This window comes from Massilia rubra (assembly GCF_011682065.1).
GTDB classification, from domain to species: Bacteria; Pseudomonadota; Gammaproteobacteria; order Burkholderiales; family Burkholderiaceae_D; genus Telluria_A; species Telluria_A rubra.
This window is the reverse complement of sequence record NZ_VUYU01000009.1, coordinates 123002-138719: the sequence shown is the minus strand read 5'-3', so window position 1 is coordinate 138719 and position 15718 is coordinate 123002. Positions and strand designations below refer to the sequence as shown.

Here is a 15718-nt window from a genome sequence, read left to right as displayed (position 1 = left end):
CATGCGCTTCTCCTCGCTCTTGTTCGCCGGTTTGTGCGTCGCCGCCGGCGCCGCGCAAGCCAGTTCCTGCACGTTCCAGAAAATCTACTGGGCCCGCACCAGCGCCACCGGCCAGATCGTGGTGGGCGCGAGTTTTGGCACGGTACGCAGCGCCGACCGTGGCAAGACCTGGGAGGCGATCAGCGGCGCTCCCGTGCTTGCCGCTGGCGTCACGGCGGAATCCTTCGTGCACACCGGCGCCGACGGCGTGCAATTGGCCACGCGCGCCACCGGCCACCGCCGCCATTTGGTACGCAAGGCCGGCGCTGGCGGGCCCTGGACCAGGGTGGACCTCGATTTCGGTGGATCGCCCGCACCGTACAACGTGGTGCTGGTCGGTGCGCAAGGACATACCCTGTACTTCATCGGCGGCGAGGATTCGCAGCAGTGGGGAGTACAAGCAGCCGCCTTGTACCGCGCCAGCGGTGGCAAGGCCGACAAGCTCGTGGATCTGGACCAGGCCGTGAGCAACGAGTCGCCCCCTTTCTTCGTCGGCGATGACGGCAGCATGGCTTACGCGAGCAGGAACAAACTGTGGGTCAGCTTCGCCGCAGGCGCCAACTGGACCATGATCGACGGCCAGTCCCTGACCACCGTGCCGTGGACGGAGTGCTACAAAGCGACTTGATGACGGCGCATACGCGCGCTTATCGCTATCTGGCCCCATCGGCAATCGGCGTCACGGCGCAGCCACGCCTTCAACTGGCCACCTCCGACACCCAAGGCGCGCTGCTCGAACTGTCGCTCGGCCACGGCGTGGCGCTGGCGCATCCGGGCTGACGCGCTCTTTCACCATGCCTGCTTGGTGGCGGCCTGCTCGCTTTCTTCGCAGTTGGTCTTCTTGTGCTGGATGCCTTTGCTGCTGATATCGAGCCCGTCCGGCGCATGGTTCGATTCGACCGTGATGCAGTAGGTGCCCTTGGCTCCCACCACGCGGTAGCGCCGCCGCGCGTACGGGCCGGGGTCGATGATCTCGGTGACCTTGGGCGCCTCGTACCAGCGGTTGGGGGCGGCGTCGGCGGCCGCCTGCAAGCCCTGCGCGAGGCGCGTTGCGCCATTGCTGACCGGCGCGCTGATCGGTTGCCCCGGATGGGCCTTGCGCAAGTCCTGGTCGATCTTGCCGATGCTGCGCCGGGCTTGCCGCATGATCTCGGCCGCACTCGGCGCCGGCGCGGCTGGCGCATCATCCGGCACGACAAGTTCGGGAGGCGTCTCGGCCACTCGCTCGGGCGGTACTGGCGCTGGCGTGGCGGCGACAGCGCGCGGCGCCGGGGCATTCGCAGTCGCGCTGGCCGCTTTCCTGGGGGGCGGTGGCGGCGCGACGGTCGGCGCTGGCGCCGTTGGCGCTGTGATCGTGACCCATTGAATGCTCCGGCCCGCATCGTTATCGACGGTCGGGACGCGGCGTGCATATTGCCAGCCCAACACCAGCAAGGCGTGCGCAAGCAATGTCAGTGCGATGGCGGCGTAACGGCGGCGGGTGGAAGGGGGCGTGAAGGCGGGGACCATGGGGCCGAGTATATCTTTAGTTTCATCCGCGTAAAGAAATTGGCCTGGGCACTTTTGATGATTTGGTGAAAGAGGCGCCTGGCGGTACGCATGGTGCCGCCAGGCGCGCCGCCTGCCGCCTGGGCGTGGTTAAATAGGGCGGATGTTCTGTTCCTTCAACACGGCATGGGAGTGGCTAACGGGTGGATAAGTCGATGGCGTGCTCATGCGGTTGAGAATTCTCCTGCTACCGATGCTGTTGCCGGTGCTGGCGCTGCGCCTCGCGCAAGCGGCCGAGACCGTGCAACTGGCCACCTATTACGACTACGTGCCCTGGTTCGTGCCGGGCCAGCCTTCCGCCGGGCTCAACGCGCGTCTGGCGAGCCGGCTGAGCGAGATGTCCGGCGGGCGCTACCGCTTCGAATCGGTGTATATTCCGCGCCGCCGGCTCGACGTGCTGTTGCAGGAAGGGAAGCTGACGATGGTCGTTGCCTGGGTGCATCCGCGCTTTTTCGGCGATCCGGAGCGCACCCGCTATTTCTGGACCGGCCCGCTGATGGACGATGAATCGCTGGTGGTGTCGCCACGCGCGGCGCCGCTGGAATACGACGGGCCGGACTCGCTGCGCGGCAAGCGCTTCGGTGCGCCGGGCGGTCACCGTTTTCCGGACCTGGAGCCGCTGATTGCCGCCGGCGACATCACCCGCATCGATGTGCCGCAGATCAAGAATGCGCTGCAAATGATCGGCGCGCACCGGCGCCTGGACTTTACCGTGGTCGACCGTTCCACCCTCGATGCGCTCAAGCACGAGCACCTCATCGACCCGGCCCTGCTGCATGTGGCCAGCCGGCCGCGCACGGCATCGTACGAGCGCAGCATGCTGGTGCCGCTCGGCCAACCGGCCCTGTATCGCTTTTTGCAAGAGGCGGTCGTGCTGCTCAAGAGCGACAGTCGCTGGCGCGCGCCGCCTCCACGCGCGCCGGGCACACAGGCCGGCAGGCGCGCGGGGGAATAGCCGGCGTGGCCATAAGGGGGTAATGGTATAGTCGCGGCGCAACTTAACCTTACCGGATGACCGTTGATGACCTCTCGCTATCGCAGGCAATTTCTCGCCATCGCTTTTTGTTCCGTCGCACTCGCTGCTCCGGCGGCCCGCGCCGACAGCTTCGCTTACCAGAAGGTGATCGACCTGAGCGCCGCATCCGCAGCCCTGCGGGTGGAGCACCACCACGACTGGAGCGGCAAGACGCGCGCTGCGCGCTTGCAGATGATAACAACGGACCAGAATCCCTTCCTTGCCACGAATACGTATTCCAGCTTGCGTGTGCTGGACAGCAAGTCCGGCGCGGAACTGTTCCGCCGCCCGGTGCCCGCGCTGACCTATTTGTGGATCGATCCGGCATCGAATTACATCGTCGGCCTGTCCAAGCTGCAAATTCACAATCCCTATCACGTCGTTGTGTTCAACAAGTCGGGCGCGCGCCTGTTCGAAACCAGTTTGCTGGGGATGAATTGGCCGGAAACGTTCCAGAGCACGACCAACTGGGTCGCCTGGTACAAGGAACCGACGCCGAAAATCGAACTGGTCGAAGGCCTCAAGACCGTGGTGCTGTCGGTCGAGGACCGGGCCGGGGTGATGCGCAGTTTCGAGTTTCCCGTCACGCGGTCCGATGAGACCCTGGGCGCGCCGCCCCTCAATCCCTGACAAAGCCGCGCTGTTCCGCGTACATCGGGTCCGCTCCGCTGATCATCTTGCGGACAATGCCAGCGCATCCCCGGATCGCCGTTTCTCTCCCCACATAGCGTTACCGCAGCGCAGTGTGAGGAGATGGCTTATCAGGAATAGTGTCGAAAAACTTAACACATGATCGTGCGCTTGCTCGCCGACCGTTGATTACATTCGACATTTGTATTCGGTACAGATATTGCTTCCACGGAGGAGTTGCTTGTCGTTACCTGGCTCCCGCTTTTCCTGGTTTGCAGTCTGTGGCCGCAACCGGCATTGGCGAGACGCGTAAAGCGCTATTTGCATGGTGGTGGTCGGCAACTCACGGCAATTGGGCAGCGGGACGGCAAGTCATGCCGCTTGCCTCCGATGAGCGCGTGGCGCCTTTCGCGTCCGCGTCACCCCTACAATAAGGAGTTCGACGATGCCATGGACTAAAACTGTCAACACAGCAGTAACGCAAGCAGCCTGGATTTCATTGGTGAGCGTTGCGCCGGACTGTACGCCGGAGCAGGCGCGCCGAAAAGCACTTCTTAACCCCGAGATTGGCTATTTTTTCCACTGTCGCGAGCCGATGGTGGTCTCTGATCCCGCCTGGCCGGCACCGAGGCAATTTAACGCCGGCGATTGCGTTTTCTTTGCCGGAACGCCGTCAACCGGCAGCGCCCCTCAGGCGGACAGCTACACCAAAAACGGGATGAGCGTTGCCTACGTGAACAACATCAGCAGGGACAACTTGCTTAAAGTACTGGACTACGTCGACGCCGACGGCAATGCCGCAGTCGATGTCGCTTGCATCTTCGCGGCCAATCTCAACATGTCGATCAAACCCGGTTACACGGCGCTCGCACCCGCCATCAACCCTCTGCCGGGAGGCACCTACGCCTGCGCCAACGACGCCACGCTGGCAACGCTGGGATCGGGTGCGATCGAGAAGTTGCAATCGCGAGGCGTCACGGTGCTGTTGACATTCCTGAACAACCATGACGCCGCCGGCTGGAGCAATTTTGCTACGCCCGAACTGGCCGGCAATTTCGTCGATCAGCTGGCATCCGTGGTGCGCACCTATGGCCTGGACGGTATCGACATCGACGATGAGTACTCTAGCGTAGCGCCGGTGTCCGATACGGCGCTCGTCATGACGACCAGCATGATCAAGGAGGCGATGCCCGACAAGATCCTTTCCAAGGCGCTTTTCGACGACCTCGGCTACTTCCAGAGCACTTACCAACATGTGCAACTTGGAGAAACGCTCACCTACGGTTGGGAAATGAGCTATGGCAACGACCCCGACACACGTCTTCCTCCCTATACGAAGTACATGAAGGCAAATGCACTGGTCCTCGGCTTCGAGGCTCCTTCGCCGTTATCTGTCCCGGATACCGTTGCATGGCTCAAAAAGGGCGATTACGCGGGGGTGATGGCATATGCCTTCGAAACGGATGCGAACGCAGACTTGCTCGGCGCTTTGATCATTGACTGGTGCGGACCCGGTGCGTGGCGCAAGGCGGGCCAAAGTGCCGATGGGAAAGTGCCTGGCTGATCGCCATCGTCCCCGCAGGGACGGGTGGCAGCGCTCCCGCCCCTGCAGTTAGTCAATCCCTGAAAAATCCGCGCTTTTCCTCGTACATGGGGTCCGGCCCGCTGATCATCTTGCGCACGATGCCGTTGCGGTCGAAGTGCACGTGCATCATCGAGTTCCACACGCCGCTCTCCTTGTAGCGGTAAGACCACACTTCCAGGTCCGACAGCGAAAGGTAGGAGCGCTCGGCCGGGCGGCCGACGGTCGCCAGCACGTCGGCCCTGGTTGCCTGGTCGATCTTGATGCGCCCGAAGCCGACGTCGCCCAGCACCTGCTCGAACGCGGCCAGCCTGCCATCCGGCCCCATGCGCGCCATCCAGGTGAACTGGCCGAACGGCCCGGTCGCATATTCCAGCACCTGGCCCGAGGGCAGGGCGTGAATCGCGGTCGGCTCGCCGAACTTGGCGCGCACCACGTCGAGCGTGTCGCCCGGCACCGGCGGGGTACGCATCATCGCCGCGCAGCCGGCCAGGCTCAGCACCACGCTCAGGATTGCCATTTTTGCTCGTGCTTGCATAAAAACCACCTTGGAATCGCTCAAAACCCCATCATGCACCAGCCGGAGGAAATCTTCACGACTTGCGGTTCTGGCCGCGCTGGCGCCGATCAGGCAAAATGACTGGAGGTAACAGATAAACGCGTGTTGAGGAATGCATCATGGAGAAAGTCGAAGGTCCGGGTATCGACCCGAAGTGGGAAAAATCGTGGAAAATGCACTGGCGTTTTATCGAGGAGATGCGGCGCAATGATGCGTCGGCCTATCGCAGCGAGCTGATGCATTTCGCTTCCCGTGGCACGACCATCGTGCAACCCCTGTTTCCGCCCGAGCCAACCGATCCGCCGCGGCAAGCGTGGGAATCCTCTTTTCTCAGCTCGACATTGAGCACGTGCGACATGGTGACGCTGGGCTGGTTCGAGATCAGCAGCATCAAACAAAAACGCTGGGCGTCAAGCACCGGTGTTCATGCATTTGCCGCTAGTTACACGAAGCAAATGATCGATATGGCCAACCATGCGAAGTTTGAATGCCGTCACTCAGGCAGAACCTTGCAATCCCTGCGCCCCGAAAGCGTCCTGATGACGGCATTGGGGCTGGTGCTCGGCTGCAAGGAGCAGGCGCTCACGCTCGCGCGCATGCAACTGTCTGCGCATCGGCGCGGGTATGTCGGAAATGCGGATCGTTTCCCGGTTTGTCATTTCATGTTTCGCTTGTTGGCAGACTTCCTTGGGGAAGCGGCGCCGCAGGGCAGCGGCGATGCCTTGTCCGAACCCATCCTCAGCGCCCTGTTCGACACCTGGCGCACGCCGGCCCCGGCCTTGCTGGCGCCGCTGTGCCTGGGCGCTTGCGATATTCATACGTTCCGCTCCCAGCCGCAGAGCCCCAGGCAGATCTTTTTCGATTTTGGCGGCTTGAAGCGCACGCCGATTGAAATCCTGCTGTTGTTCAAGCTGCGACAATCGCTCGGCCTTGACAATCCGGTGCTTGAGCATCCCATGATGGCCACCGCGCTGGGCAAGTTGCCCGAAGAAATGCCATTCGAGCCCGACAGCCTGGTGACGGCGGTACGCGCCCGGATGGTGGCGGAGGGGTACGACGAGCAAGTGATTGTTGCCATGTACGCGTCCTGAGCCGGCGCGTCGCCGTGAAAGCAGGGCGGTTTTGAGCGGTTTTTGCGCAATCGCTACCGTTGGGAAGCTCAAATCCCCCTCCGACACCGGTCCGGCGCAAGCTTTTCTGGCAGCCCGGGCGCTTTTCGCATATACTTGCGGGTCTGGCCGTTTTGGCTGGTTCATCAATCGAAGTTCACGGTGTGTCGGGTTGCGACTCGTGCACCGCATGTGAAAGGTATTATCATGACCGTAGAAAATATCAACAAAGCCGCGATTATCGCGGACAACGCCCGTGCGCAAAACGACACCGGCTCCCCTGAAGTTCAGGTCGCTCTGCTGACCGCACGCATCAACGAACTGAACGGCCACTTCAAAGCCCACGCGAAAGATCACCACTCGCGCCGTGGTCTGATCATGATGGTCAATCGTCGTAAGAGCCTGCTGTCCTACCTGAAAAGCAAAGACGCTACCCGTTATCGCGATCTGATCGCTAAACTCGGTCTGCGCAAGTAATTTTTGCCGATTCAAGTTGATCAAGAAATGCCTGCACAGCTTGCTGTCGCGGGCATTTTTGCATTTTTAGTCCCGAAAAAGTAGTAAAGGCAACAAGCAATGTTGCCTGTGGTGAGGTGGACGACAGCGCCTGAAAATCTGTCGGCAAATAGAAAGGGATTACCCATGTTTAATAAAGTTACGAAAACCTTCCAGTACGGCCAACATCAAGTTACTCTGGAAACCGGCGAAATCGCCCGTCAAGCCTCCGGCGCCGTCATGGTGTCGATCGAAGACACCGTTGTCCTGGCTACCGTGGTTGCGCGCAAAGACGCCAAGCCAGGCCAGGATTTCTTCCCGCTGACGGTCGACTACGTCGAGAAAACGTATGCTGCCGGTAAAATCCCAGGCGGTTTCTTCAAGCGCGAAGGCCGTCCTTCCGAAAAAGAAACCCTGACCAGCCGCCTGATCGACCGTCCGATCCGCCCGCTGTTCCCAGAAGGCTACCTGAACGAAGTCCAGATCATCATCCACGTGCTGTCGGTCAATCCTGAGATCGATCCGGACATCGCCGCCATGATCGGCGCTTCCGCCGCCCTGTGCGTGTCGGGCATTCCGTTCAGCGGCCCGATCGGCGCCGCGCGCGTTGGCTACGCCAACGGCCAGTTCATCCTGAACCCGACCACCACCCAGCTCAAGACGTCCGAGATGGACCTGGTTGTCGCCGGTACCGAAACGGCCGTGCTGATGGTCGAATCGGAAGCCAAGCAACTGTCCGAAGAAATCATGCTCGGCGCCGTGGTCTACGGCCACGACCAGATGAAAGTCGTGATCGATGCGATCCACGACCTGGTGCGCGACGGCGGCAAGCCGGAAGTTGAGTGGACCGCTCCGGCCAAGAACGAAGCGCTGATCGCCCGCGTGAAAGAACTGGCTGAAACGAACATCAACGAAACCTACCAGATCAAGGACAAGGTTGCCCGTACCGCCAAGCTGAAGGCATCGTTCCAGGAAGTCTACGCCGCCCTGGCCGCCGACGCTGCCGCCACCGGCATCGCCCAGCCGGACAATGTCGACGTCGGCAACGTGCTGTTCGACATCGAAGCCAAAGTTGTGCGTTCGCAGATCCTCAACGGCGAGCCACGCATCGACGGCCGCGACACCCGCACCGTGCGTCCGATCGCGATCCGCACCAGCATCCTGCCACGCACCCACGGTTCGGCCCTGTTCACCCGCGGCGAAACGCAAGCGCTGGTCGTGGCCACCCTCGGCACCGCACGCGACAGCCAGAAGATCGACGCGCTGATGGGCGAGTACACCGACGACTTCATGATGCACTACAACATGCCTCCGTTCGCCACCGGCGAAACCGGCCGTGTCGGCACCCCGAAGCGTCGCGAAATCGGCCACGGCCGCCTGGCCAAGCGCGCGCTGATCGCCGCCTTGCCCAACCCTGAAGATTTCAGCTACTCGGTGCGCCTGGTGTCCGAAATCACCGAATCGAACGGTTCCTCGTCGATGGCTTCGGTCTGCGGCGGCTGCCTGGCGCTGATGGATGCGGGCGTGCCGATGAAAGCGCACGTGGCCGGTATCGCCATGGGCCTGATCAAGGAAGGCGGCAAGTTCGCCGTGTTGTCCGACATCCTGGGCGACGAAGATCACCTGGGCGACATGGACTTCAAGGTAGCCGGTACCGCCAATGGCATTACCGCGCTGCAGATGGACATCAAGATCATGGGCATCACCAAGGAAATCATGCAAGTGGCTCTGGCGCAAGCCAAAGAAGGCCGCGATCACATCCTCGGCGAAATGCAGAAGGCCATGCCGCACGTGAAAACCGAACTGTCGGATTTCGCACCGCGCCTGATCACCATCAAGATCAATCCTGAAAAAATCCGTGACGTCATCGGCAAGGGCGGCGCAGTCATTCGCGCGCTGACCGAAGAAACCGGCACCCAGATCGACATCAGCGACGAAGGTATCGTCACCATCGCGTCGGTCGACGCCGCCGCCGGCCAGGAAGCCAAGCGCCGCATCGAAGAACTGACCGCCTCGGTCGAAGTGGGCAAGACCTACGACGGCGTCGTGCTCAAATTGCTCGACTTCGGCGCGATCGTCCAGGTCATGCCAGGCAAGGATGGCCTGCTGCACATCTCGCAGATCGCCAACGAGCGTGTGAACGCGGTTGCCGACTACCTGAAAGAAGGCCAGCAAGTGCGCGTCAAGGTGTTGGAAACCGACGACCGCGGCCGTCTCAAGCTGTCGATGAAAGCTGCCGAAGGCGCGGAAGCGGCTCCTCAGTAATCGTTATCGCATAACGCCTGTTAAAAAACCGCCAGCGCGCAAGCCCTGGCGGTTTTTTTCGGGCTGCCTCTATTTGGAAAGGATGATTTTCATGGATGAATTGAACGCCCCATACCACGCCCACATTTACTACGACGCCGCGACACGCGCGCAGGCACTGGCCTTGCGCCAGCGCTTGCTCGACGCGAAAGACAGCGGCGCGATTCCGGAACTGTTTTTTGTCGGCGAACTGGGAGAGCATGCGGTCGGCCCGCATCCGCTGCCGGAGTACGAGATTCACTATAGTGAAGCGATGCTGCCGGCGGTCATTGCGCTGCTCGAAGCGTCCGGTTTGCGCGCTTTGGTGCATCCGCTGACCGACGACGATGTGGCCGATCACACCACCTTGGCGCACTGGATCGGCGAGCCGCTGCCGCTCAAGCTGGAAACGCTCGATCCGCCCGGTGTGAACCAGGGCGTGGCGCGATTTGGCAAGTCGGCGTTTTAGGAACGGGTGCCGGGGATGCACGCCCGGACCCATCAGCCTGGAACAATCTGTTTTTGAAGGCGGGGCTGCGGCCGGGCTCACCGTGCCAAGGAAAAAACAAAAAGCCCTGTGTCGGTCGGACACAGGGCCTGGAAGAAGTGGAGGATCGCTCCTCCGTAAAACTGACAACAATCGACTGATTGAAGGATTAGCCGCTGCCTAATCTGCCACTACTCGCCTTTTACAGGCCGACCGTGACGGGTGCCTACGCGGGTCTCGTCTGGATTTATAGAGCGGGGAGACTCACTCACACTCTGACATCAGAGCTTATATCAACTAGTGCTGTGTCGTCGCGTAGTTAAAGCGAAAGCGTCATCGCGTTACTGGGCCATCAGGCTGTTCAATGCGCCGTAGCCCATCCGCGGCAACCCGGCCTCGTTGACCTTGCCGCTGTCCAAAAACTGCCGGCTCAGCGCATCCACACAGCCGAACATCGCCTCGGAAATAGCCGAACCCGCGCTCAGGCGGCGCACGCCCAGCTGCACCAGTCGCGCCAGCGGCGGCACGCCGTCGCGCACCATCACATTGAGCGGCAGGCGCGTGGCCTTGATGACGGTGGCGATGTCGTCCTCGGCCACCATGGCGGGCACGAACAGGCCGCTGGCCCCGGCCGCTTCGTACAGGGCGGCGCGGCGGATGGTCTCTTGCACGCGTTCACTGGCGTCGATCCCGCGCAAATACACGTCGGCGCGCGCATTGATGAACAGGTTTACGCCGCGTGCGTCCGCAACTGCCCGGATCGCCCGGATCTTGTCCGCCAGCAGTTCAGGCGTGCCGTTGCCATCTTCGATATTGATCCCGACCACACCCGCATCGATCAACTCGCCTGCCAGCGCAGCCGCCTGCGCCGGATCGTCGCTGTAGCCATCTTCCGCATCGACCGTCAGGGGCAGGGAAGAGGCGCGCACGATGCCCTTCACGGAGGCCATCAGCAAGTCGCGCGGAAGCGTGCTGCCGTCCGCAAACCCGTGCGACCAGGCGACAGCGGCGCTGCTCGTCGCCAGCGCCTTTGCCCCGGTCGCGGCCACAATGCGCGCACTGCCCGCATCCCAGCAATTGGCCAGCATCAGCAGGCCATCGGCGTGCAGTGCGTGAAACAGAACATCATGACGGACTTGCATTGTTTCTCCTTGGTGGAAGGTAACTCGGGCGGGCGCGCCGGAAAGATTGCCGCGCTGTTCAGGTTACTATACCGGCAATTATGAACTGCGTTTTCGCGCGAGGGCATCTGGAGCATGTTGAATATGAAAAACCAAGACCCGTCTGTGACGGCATCGTTCGCCCGCCTCGATCGGATACGCGCGTTGGTCGAGAGCGGCGATATCGAAGGCCTCCGCTCTGCCCTGGATGCCCAGCCCGACATCATGGAACTCGAATACGACATTGTGACGAAGGCCACCCTGTTGGCCTACGCGGCGCGCTGCGGACAGACGCAGATCTGCCAATTGCTCGTGCAACGGGGGACCGATGTCAATCAGCGGCGCGGGCGGTCCGACACTGCGTTAGATGAGGCCGCCTACCACGGCCATCTCGCCACGGTGACGTGGCTGCTCGCCAATGGCGCCGCGCCGGATGGTGATCCCGGCAGCATTTTGAGTCCGTTGATGCATGCGATCATCCCCGGCCATGCCGACATCGCCAGGCTGCTGGTCGACGCCGGCGCCGATTTGACCCGGCTGCACACCCGCCTGCACCGCACGCCGCTCGATCTGGCGCTGGTCTGGGGGCATGCGCAGATCGAAGACCTGCTGCGCGCAAGGAACGCGCCTTCGCTGTTGGAAAAGACCGACTGGTCGAAGGAGTACGGCGGCCCCATCCTGGAATTTATCGATAGCCGCTACGGCCGCGTCTTGCCGGTTGCCTTGAGCGCGATTGTGCCTGGCGCGGACGTGGTGCAGCGCGTGGCGCTGGTGAACAAAAACAAGAGCAAGATGTTGTTCACCATCGGGCTATTCAATCTTCACGCACCGATGATCGAACTGTTCATTGTTCTTCCGCCAGCGTGGAACATGCTCGACAAATCGGCCGCGAATCAGTTCCCGTCCGCCCTGCTGCTGTGCCTGGCGGATCGGGTGGCGCAGGGCTTGCATGTGGAAGAAGGCTTGCTGGTGATGGCGGACGATCCTTTGTATAGCGCACTGGCCTGGCCCAAGGATATTGCAGGGTTTCAAGTGTGCGACCACCAATGGGGATCGGACCGGGAGCATGAAAAGGAGATCCCGGAGGACGAAAAAGTCGGGCTGTGGACGCTGGCGCCCATCGGGCGCACCAAGCGCGGTTTTACACCACCCTCATTGGAGAAGAACCGCACGGCGGGATGGGCGCGCTTGACGCTTCATCCGGAGACGGCCTGACCCGCCGTGCCGGCAACACGCTATGGCGCCTCGAACCGGCGCAGATAAGCGGCGATGGGTTCCAGGCCGATACTGGCGCGGCGCTCGTCGAGCCGGCTTTCATCCTCGACCGGGCTCAGTTCCGGCTTGCCCGCTTTATTGATGACTAACTGGCTGCCGTAGAGCTGCTTCTTATAGTCGTTGAGCAGGTCGCGGTCGATGCTCAGCGCCACCGTCGACCACGGCAGTTCGCCGTCCCGCGCCGCCTTCTTCATCGCCGGCAGCGTTTGCTTGAGCAGGGCTGGCGAGGCATGCTGCACCAGCAGCCACATGGCCTGGTTGCCCTGCGCACCCACCGCCTTGACGCCCGGCCAGCCAATGTCCGCAAGAATGGCTTTGATCTTCGGCTCGTGCTGCGCGTCGAGCGCGATCATCTCGGCCCTGATCGATTCCGAATCGCGTGCGGCGTCCTGGCGCCGCCGCACTTCCTGGTCGCGCTCCACCATCGCCAGCAGTTCTGCCGCGATGTGCGGGTGCGTGCCTTGCTGCTGCTGCTGCTGCGCCACCGGCGCCGTGCCGGCCTGGCCAGCCGCTTCGCCCGCGCAGACTGCCGATGCGGCCAGCATCGTACCGATTGCAAACATCCATTGACGCATGCTTTCTCCTTCACAGTGGGAGGCCGGCGCGATCGCGAAACGCTTTTCGCCGTGCCGGCGTCACTATACCGCTTCCACGAAACGCGTTTCGCCGCCGACGCCGGCAAGCCGGCCGTTTGCCCCTCACGCACGCTGGCACAGCCCTTGCAATGGATAAAGCACGACGCGCGGCAGCATCACCTTTCTTCCCCGCGCATCCAGCACAGATGAAAGGGGCCGCCCGTGAACCGTCGCTTGCTTGAATACAGTCCGGTGTTCGACATCTTCACCCATCCCGCGCCGCGCGCGCAGGAGGACGAGGCCGGCCCGCTCTCGGACGACAGCGCCGACCTGGCGCTGGCCGCCGAACTGCTCGAAGCGGCCGAACCGGCCGACCTGCGCCGCGTGCTAAGCCGCGCCATCGCCGGCGCCGGCGTGCTCGGTGCGCGCGTGGCCCGCTCGCCCATGGGTCCCTTGCTGGTCACCGAACTGCTGCGCGCCGTGCAACCGATCCTGTCGCCGCAGCGCCGCCTTGCGCGTGGCGCCAGCGCGAAAACGGTGAGCATCAACCTCGGTGCGCGCATGTTCGGCCTCGAACTCGAAGGGCTCAGCCCCGAGGACAAGGAATTCATCCTGGCGCGCCAGCTGGTGCGCCTGGCCGACCACGCCGCGCGCCACGCCGGCCGTGCGGGCGAGGATGGCCACCCATCGCCGCGGTCCGCGCGCGCCGCCGTGCAGGCCGCCGCGCGCCAGGTCGCACCGGGCTTGCTGCCGCATGTGCACGCGCGCCCGGCCACGCAGGGACGCTGGACCCGCCAGGCGGGCCAACTGATTCTTCACGATTGCTGATCCGGACGGATTGTCCATCCGGGCGCTGTGTTGTTTTACTTCGTTGTTTCACCTTGTTGTTTCATTTTTCTAGAGGAGCGCATCATGCATGACATCGACCGCACGACCATGGAATATGGCCAGGAAACCTCCAGCTTCGAGGGCGAACAGTTCGAATTCGGCCAGGGCGAGTGGAGTGGCGAGGCCAGTCTGAACGAGCAGCAGGAAGCCGAATTCGCGCAGGAACTGCTGAACGTGAACAGCGAAGCGGAGCTCGACCAGTTCCTCGGTGACTTCATCCGCAAGGTCGGCTCCACCGCCGGCCGCGTCATCCGCTCGCCGATCGGGCAAGCCGTCGGCGGCGTGCTCAAAGGCGTGGCCAAAAAAGCGCTGCCGCTGGCCGGTGGCGCCATCGGGGGCTATTTCGGCGGCCCACTGGGCGCCAAGATCGGCAGCGGCCTGGCCTCGGCGGCCGGCGGCGCGCTTGGCCTGGAAGGTGAAATGAGCGGCGAAGACCGCGAGTACGAAGGCGCGCGCCAGTTCGTGCGCCTGGCCGCCGACACGGTGCAGAAGGCGTCGCAGGCGAGCGGCTCGGGCGACCCGCGCGCGATTGCCCAGAGTGCTGCCATGGCGGCGGCGCGCCAGCATGCGCCCGGCCTGCTCAAACGCGGCGCCTCGGGCGGCTGCGGCAGCTGCGGCGGCGGGGCAGGGCTGGGCGGCAGCGGCATGGCGGCGGGTGGCGGCATGTCGGCGGGCGGGGGCCGTGGCGCCAGTGGACGCTGGAGCCGCCAGGGCAACAAGATCGTCATCTACGGCGCCTGACCGTCATGAGCCCGTATGCCGCGTCGCTGCTCGAACAGGAGGCGCGCTCCCTGCAAACCAGGCTGGCGCGGGTCCGCCCCTTTGCCCTGATCGAGCCCATGGTGCCGGCCGCCGCGCTGCTGCCGTCGGCCCAGTCGGCGCTCGAGCGCTACCTGGTCACGGGGCGGCGCGAGCTGCAGGCGCTGGTGTCGGCCTTCCAGCACTGGCTGGCCGGCGCGCGCGCGAGCGCCACGGCGGCCGAGGCCCAGCGCCGCTTTACCTTCCTGCGCCTGAAGTTCAACGCCACCCTGACCCAGTTCGATTTGTTCAACGACGTCATCACCCAGCGCAGCGAGCACGAAAACGGGGTGTGGCTGTCGGGCCTGGACGCGGTCGCGGCCGACGCCCTGGCGCTGCCCGGTAACTACTATCGCCTGCCGCCCGTGGTTTGCTACCTGGACCGGGGGCCGGGCGCGGCGATCCGGCGCGCGCGCACCCGCCTGCCGGGCGGCGGCGAGAACCCGGTGGCGGTGGTGCGGGTGCCGCGCGAACGCATGATCGGCAGCGGCATCGCCTCTTCCCTCATCCACGAGGTCGGGCACCAGGGCGCGGCCCTGCTCGACCTGGTCAATTCGCTGCGCCCGCAATTGCAGGCGATGCAGCAAAGCGATGCCGACCAGCGCGAAGTGTGGCAGTGGTGGGAACGCTGGATCTCCGAGATCGTGGCCGACTTCTGGTCGGTGGCGCGGGTCGGCGTGGTCTCGACCCTGGGCCTGATCGGCGTGGTCAGCCTGCCGCGCGTGTTCGTGTTTCGCTTAAGCCCCGACGACCCGCATCCGATTCCGTGGATCCGCGTGATGCTCAGTTGCGCGATGGGGCAGGCCCTGTATCCGCATCCGCAATGGGAGCGCCTGGCCACGGTGTGGCACGACTACTACCCGAGCGCGACCCTGGCGCCGGAGACGGTCGATCTCTTGCGGCGGCTGCGGCGCGGCATGCCGGCGTTCGTGCAGCTGCTGATCCGGCACCGGCCCGCCGCACTGCGCGGCAAAACCCTGCCCGAGGTGCTCGACGTGGCGTCGCGCCAGCCGGCGGCCCTGTTATCGCTGTACCGGCGCTGGGAGAACGCGCCCGCGCAAATGTACCGCGCCCCGCCATCGCTGGTGTTCGCGGTGCTGGGCCAGGCGCGCGCCGATGGCCTGGTCGGGCCGGAAGAAGAAAACGTCCTGCTGGCCAAACTGCTGACGCACTGGGCGCTGCGCAGCACGCTCGATACGAGCTTCCTGTGCGCCTCGCTGGATACGCGAGCGCCGGCGCCTGCCCGGGCACCTTTGACTTTCCATTGAGGAGAAT

General features: G+C 63.5%; 17 protein-coding genes. 13 read left to right on the top strand and 4 right to left on the bottom strand.

Annotated elements, in window-relative coordinates; translation table 11 throughout:
- Nucleotide 1: 1 nt before the first annotated feature.
- The gene (locus F0185_RS16180; protein ID WP_167226068.1) at nt 2–667 is read left to right on the top strand and encodes a hypothetical protein; all 666 of its coding nucleotides are present in this window, start codon (nt 2–4) and stop codon (nt 665–667) included.
- Complete coding sequence (locus F0185_RS16175) at nt 667–819, top strand: hypothetical protein (protein WP_167226066.1); 153 nt, start codon at nt 667–669, stop codon at nt 817–819. The genes F0185_RS16180 and F0185_RS16175 overlap by 1 nt, the downstream gene beginning before the upstream one ends.
- 9 nt (nt 820–828) lie before the next feature.
- Here F0185_RS16175 and F0185_RS16170 read toward each other — a convergent pair whose 3' ends face one another.
- Nucleotides 829–1548, bottom strand: a complete 720-nt coding sequence (locus F0185_RS16170) for a hypothetical protein (RefSeq protein ID WP_167226064.1) — start codon at nt 1546–1548, stop codon at nt 829–831.
- Between the two features lie 205 nt (nt 1549–1753).
- Between F0185_RS16170 and F0185_RS16165 the strand changes: the two genes are divergently transcribed.
- The 3 genes from F0185_RS16165 to F0185_RS16155 all read left to right on the top strand — a co-directional run bounded on the left by F0185_RS16165 (nt 1754) and on the right by F0185_RS16155 (nt 4796).
- The gene (locus F0185_RS16165) at nt 1754–2542 is read left to right on the top strand and encodes a substrate-binding periplasmic protein (RefSeq protein WP_167226062.1); all 789 of its coding nucleotides are present in this window, start codon (nt 1754–1756) and stop codon (nt 2540–2542) included.
- A 66-nt stretch (nt 2543–2608) separates the two neighbouring features.
- Nucleotides 2609–3232 carry a hypothetical protein gene (locus tag F0185_RS16160; RefSeq protein ID WP_187362554.1) on the top strand — a complete coding sequence of 208 codons (624 nt, stop codon included), beginning with the start codon at nt 2609–2611 and terminating at the stop codon, nt 3230–3232.
- Nucleotides 3233–3677: 445 nt separating this feature from the next.
- Nucleotides 3678–4796, top strand: coding sequence for a glycosyl hydrolase family 18 protein (locus F0185_RS16155; RefSeq protein ID WP_167226060.1), 1119 nt, complete (start codon nt 3678–3680; stop codon nt 4794–4796).
- A 52-nt stretch (nt 4797–4848) separates the two neighbouring features.
- Here F0185_RS16155 and F0185_RS16150 read toward each other — a convergent pair whose 3' ends face one another.
- Entirely contained in the window at nt 4849–5334 is a 486-nt protein-coding gene (locus F0185_RS16150; protein ID WP_167226058.1) for an outer membrane protein assembly factor BamE, read from the bottom strand.
- 158 nt (nt 5335–5492) lie between these two features.
- Between F0185_RS16150 and F0185_RS16145 the strand changes: the two genes are divergently transcribed.
- The 4 genes from F0185_RS16145 to F0185_RS16130 all read left to right on the top strand — a co-directional run bounded on the left by F0185_RS16145 (nt 5493) and on the right by F0185_RS16130 (nt 9729).
- Complete coding sequence (locus tag F0185_RS16145) at nt 5493–6464, top strand: hypothetical protein (RefSeq protein WP_167226056.1); 972 nt, start codon at nt 5493–5495, stop codon at nt 6462–6464.
- 225 nt (nt 6465–6689) lie between these two features.
- Nucleotides 6690–6959 (top strand): 30S ribosomal protein S15, encoded by a 270-nt coding sequence (gene rpsO / locus F0185_RS16140; protein ID WP_054263682.1) that lies wholly within the window; start codon nt 6690–6692, stop codon nt 6957–6959.
- A gap of 165 nt (nt 6960–7124) precedes the next feature.
- Nucleotides 7125–9242 (top strand): polyribonucleotide nucleotidyltransferase, encoded by a 2118-nt coding sequence (gene pnp / locus F0185_RS16135; protein ID WP_166886470.1) that lies wholly within the window; start codon nt 7125–7127, stop codon nt 9240–9242.
- A 91-nt stretch (nt 9243–9333) separates the two neighbouring features.
- Nucleotides 9334–9729 carry a DOPA 4,5-dioxygenase family protein gene (locus F0185_RS16130; RefSeq protein ID WP_167226054.1) on the top strand — a complete coding sequence of 132 codons (396 nt, stop codon included), beginning with the start codon at nt 9334–9336 and terminating at the stop codon, nt 9727–9729.
- 359 nt (nt 9730–10088) lie between these two features.
- Here F0185_RS16130 and F0185_RS16125 read toward each other — a convergent pair whose 3' ends face one another.
- Nucleotides 10089–10889 carry an isocitrate lyase/PEP mutase family protein gene (locus tag F0185_RS16125; protein WP_167226052.1) on the bottom strand — a complete coding sequence of 267 codons (801 nt, stop codon included), beginning with the start codon at nt 10887–10889 and terminating at the stop codon, nt 10089–10091.
- A 123-nt stretch (nt 10890–11012) separates the two neighbouring features.
- On the opposite strand from F0185_RS16125, the gene F0185_RS16120 reads away from it, so the two are divergent.
- Entirely contained in the window at nt 11013–12122 is a 1110-nt protein-coding gene (locus tag F0185_RS16120; RefSeq protein ID WP_167226050.1) for an ankyrin repeat domain-containing protein, read from the top strand.
- Nucleotides 12123–12142: 20 nt separating this feature from the next.
- Here F0185_RS16120 and F0185_RS16115 read toward each other — a convergent pair whose 3' ends face one another.
- Entirely contained in the window at nt 12143–12757 is a 615-nt protein-coding gene (locus tag F0185_RS16115) for a DUF6624 domain-containing protein (RefSeq protein WP_167226048.1), read from the bottom strand.
- 222 nt (nt 12758–12979) lie between these two features.
- Between F0185_RS16115 and F0185_RS16110 the strand changes: the two genes are divergently transcribed.
- The 3 genes from F0185_RS16110 to F0185_RS16100 all read left to right on the top strand — a co-directional run bounded on the left by F0185_RS16110 (nt 12980) and on the right by F0185_RS16100 (nt 15711).
- Entirely contained in the window at nt 12980–13585 is a 606-nt protein-coding gene (locus F0185_RS16110; RefSeq protein ID WP_167226046.1) for a hypothetical protein, read from the top strand.
- An 84-nt stretch (nt 13586–13669) separates the two neighbouring features.
- Nucleotides 13670–14386 (top strand): hypothetical protein, encoded by a 717-nt coding sequence (locus F0185_RS16105; RefSeq protein WP_167226044.1) that lies wholly within the window; start codon nt 13670–13672, stop codon nt 14384–14386.
- A gap of 5 nt (nt 14387–14391) precedes the next feature.
- Nucleotides 14392–15711: a hypothetical protein gene (locus F0185_RS16100; RefSeq protein ID WP_167226042.1), complete on the top strand. Its 1320-nt coding sequence runs from the start codon at nt 14392–14394 to the stop codon at nt 15709–15711.
- Nucleotides 15712–15718: the final 7 nt, after the last annotated feature.

Bases quoted from the DNA above. Each gene is read 5' to 3' on its own strand.
- F0185_RS16180 (WP_167226068.1), top strand. From the start codon at position 2: ATGCGCTTCTCCTCGCTCTTGTTCGCCGGTTTGTGCGTCGCCGCCGGC.
- F0185_RS16175 (WP_167226066.1), top strand. From the start codon at position 667: ATGACGGCGCATACGCGCGCTTATCGCTATCTGGCCCCATCGGCAATC.
- F0185_RS16170 (WP_167226064.1), bottom strand. From the start codon at position 1,548: ATGGTCCCCGCCTTCACGCCCCCTTCCACCCGCCGCCGTTACGCCGCC.
- F0185_RS16165 (WP_167226062.1), top strand. From the start codon at position 1,754: ATGCGGTTGAGAATTCTCCTGCTACCGATGCTGTTGCCGGTGCTGGCG.
- F0185_RS16160 (WP_187362554.1), top strand. From the start codon at position 2,609: ATGACCTCTCGCTATCGCAGGCAATTTCTCGCCATCGCTTTTTGTTCC.
- F0185_RS16155 (WP_167226060.1), top strand. From the start codon at position 3,678: ATGCCATGGACTAAAACTGTCAACACAGCAGTAACGCAAGCAGCCTGG.
- F0185_RS16150 (WP_167226058.1), bottom strand. From the start codon at position 5,334: ATGGCAATCCTGAGCGTGGTGCTGAGCCTGGCCGGCTGCGCGGCGATG.
- F0185_RS16145 (WP_167226056.1), top strand. From the start codon at position 5,493: ATGGAGAAAGTCGAAGGTCCGGGTATCGACCCGAAGTGGGAAAAATCG.
- rpsO (WP_054263682.1), top strand. From the start codon at position 6,690: ATGACCGTAGAAAATATCAACAAAGCCGCGATTATCGCGGACAACGCC.
- pnp (WP_166886470.1), top strand. From the start codon at position 7,125: ATGTTTAATAAAGTTACGAAAACCTTCCAGTACGGCCAACATCAAGTT.
- F0185_RS16130 (WP_167226054.1), top strand. From the start codon at position 9,334: ATGGATGAATTGAACGCCCCATACCACGCCCACATTTACTACGACGCC.
- F0185_RS16125 (WP_167226052.1), bottom strand. From the start codon at position 10,889: ATGCAAGTCCGTCATGATGTTCTGTTTCACGCACTGCACGCCGATGGC.
- F0185_RS16120 (WP_167226050.1), top strand. From the start codon at position 11,013: ATGAAAAACCAAGACCCGTCTGTGACGGCATCGTTCGCCCGCCTCGAT.
- F0185_RS16115 (WP_167226048.1), bottom strand. From the start codon at position 12,757: ATGCGTCAATGGATGTTTGCAATCGGTACGATGCTGGCCGCATCGGCA.
- F0185_RS16105 (WP_167226044.1), top strand. From the start codon at position 13,670: ATGCATGACATCGACCGCACGACCATGGAATATGGCCAGGAAACCTCC.
- F0185_RS16100 (WP_167226042.1), top strand. From the start codon at position 14,392: ATGAGCCCGTATGCCGCGTCGCTGCTCGAACAGGAGGCGCGCTCCCTG.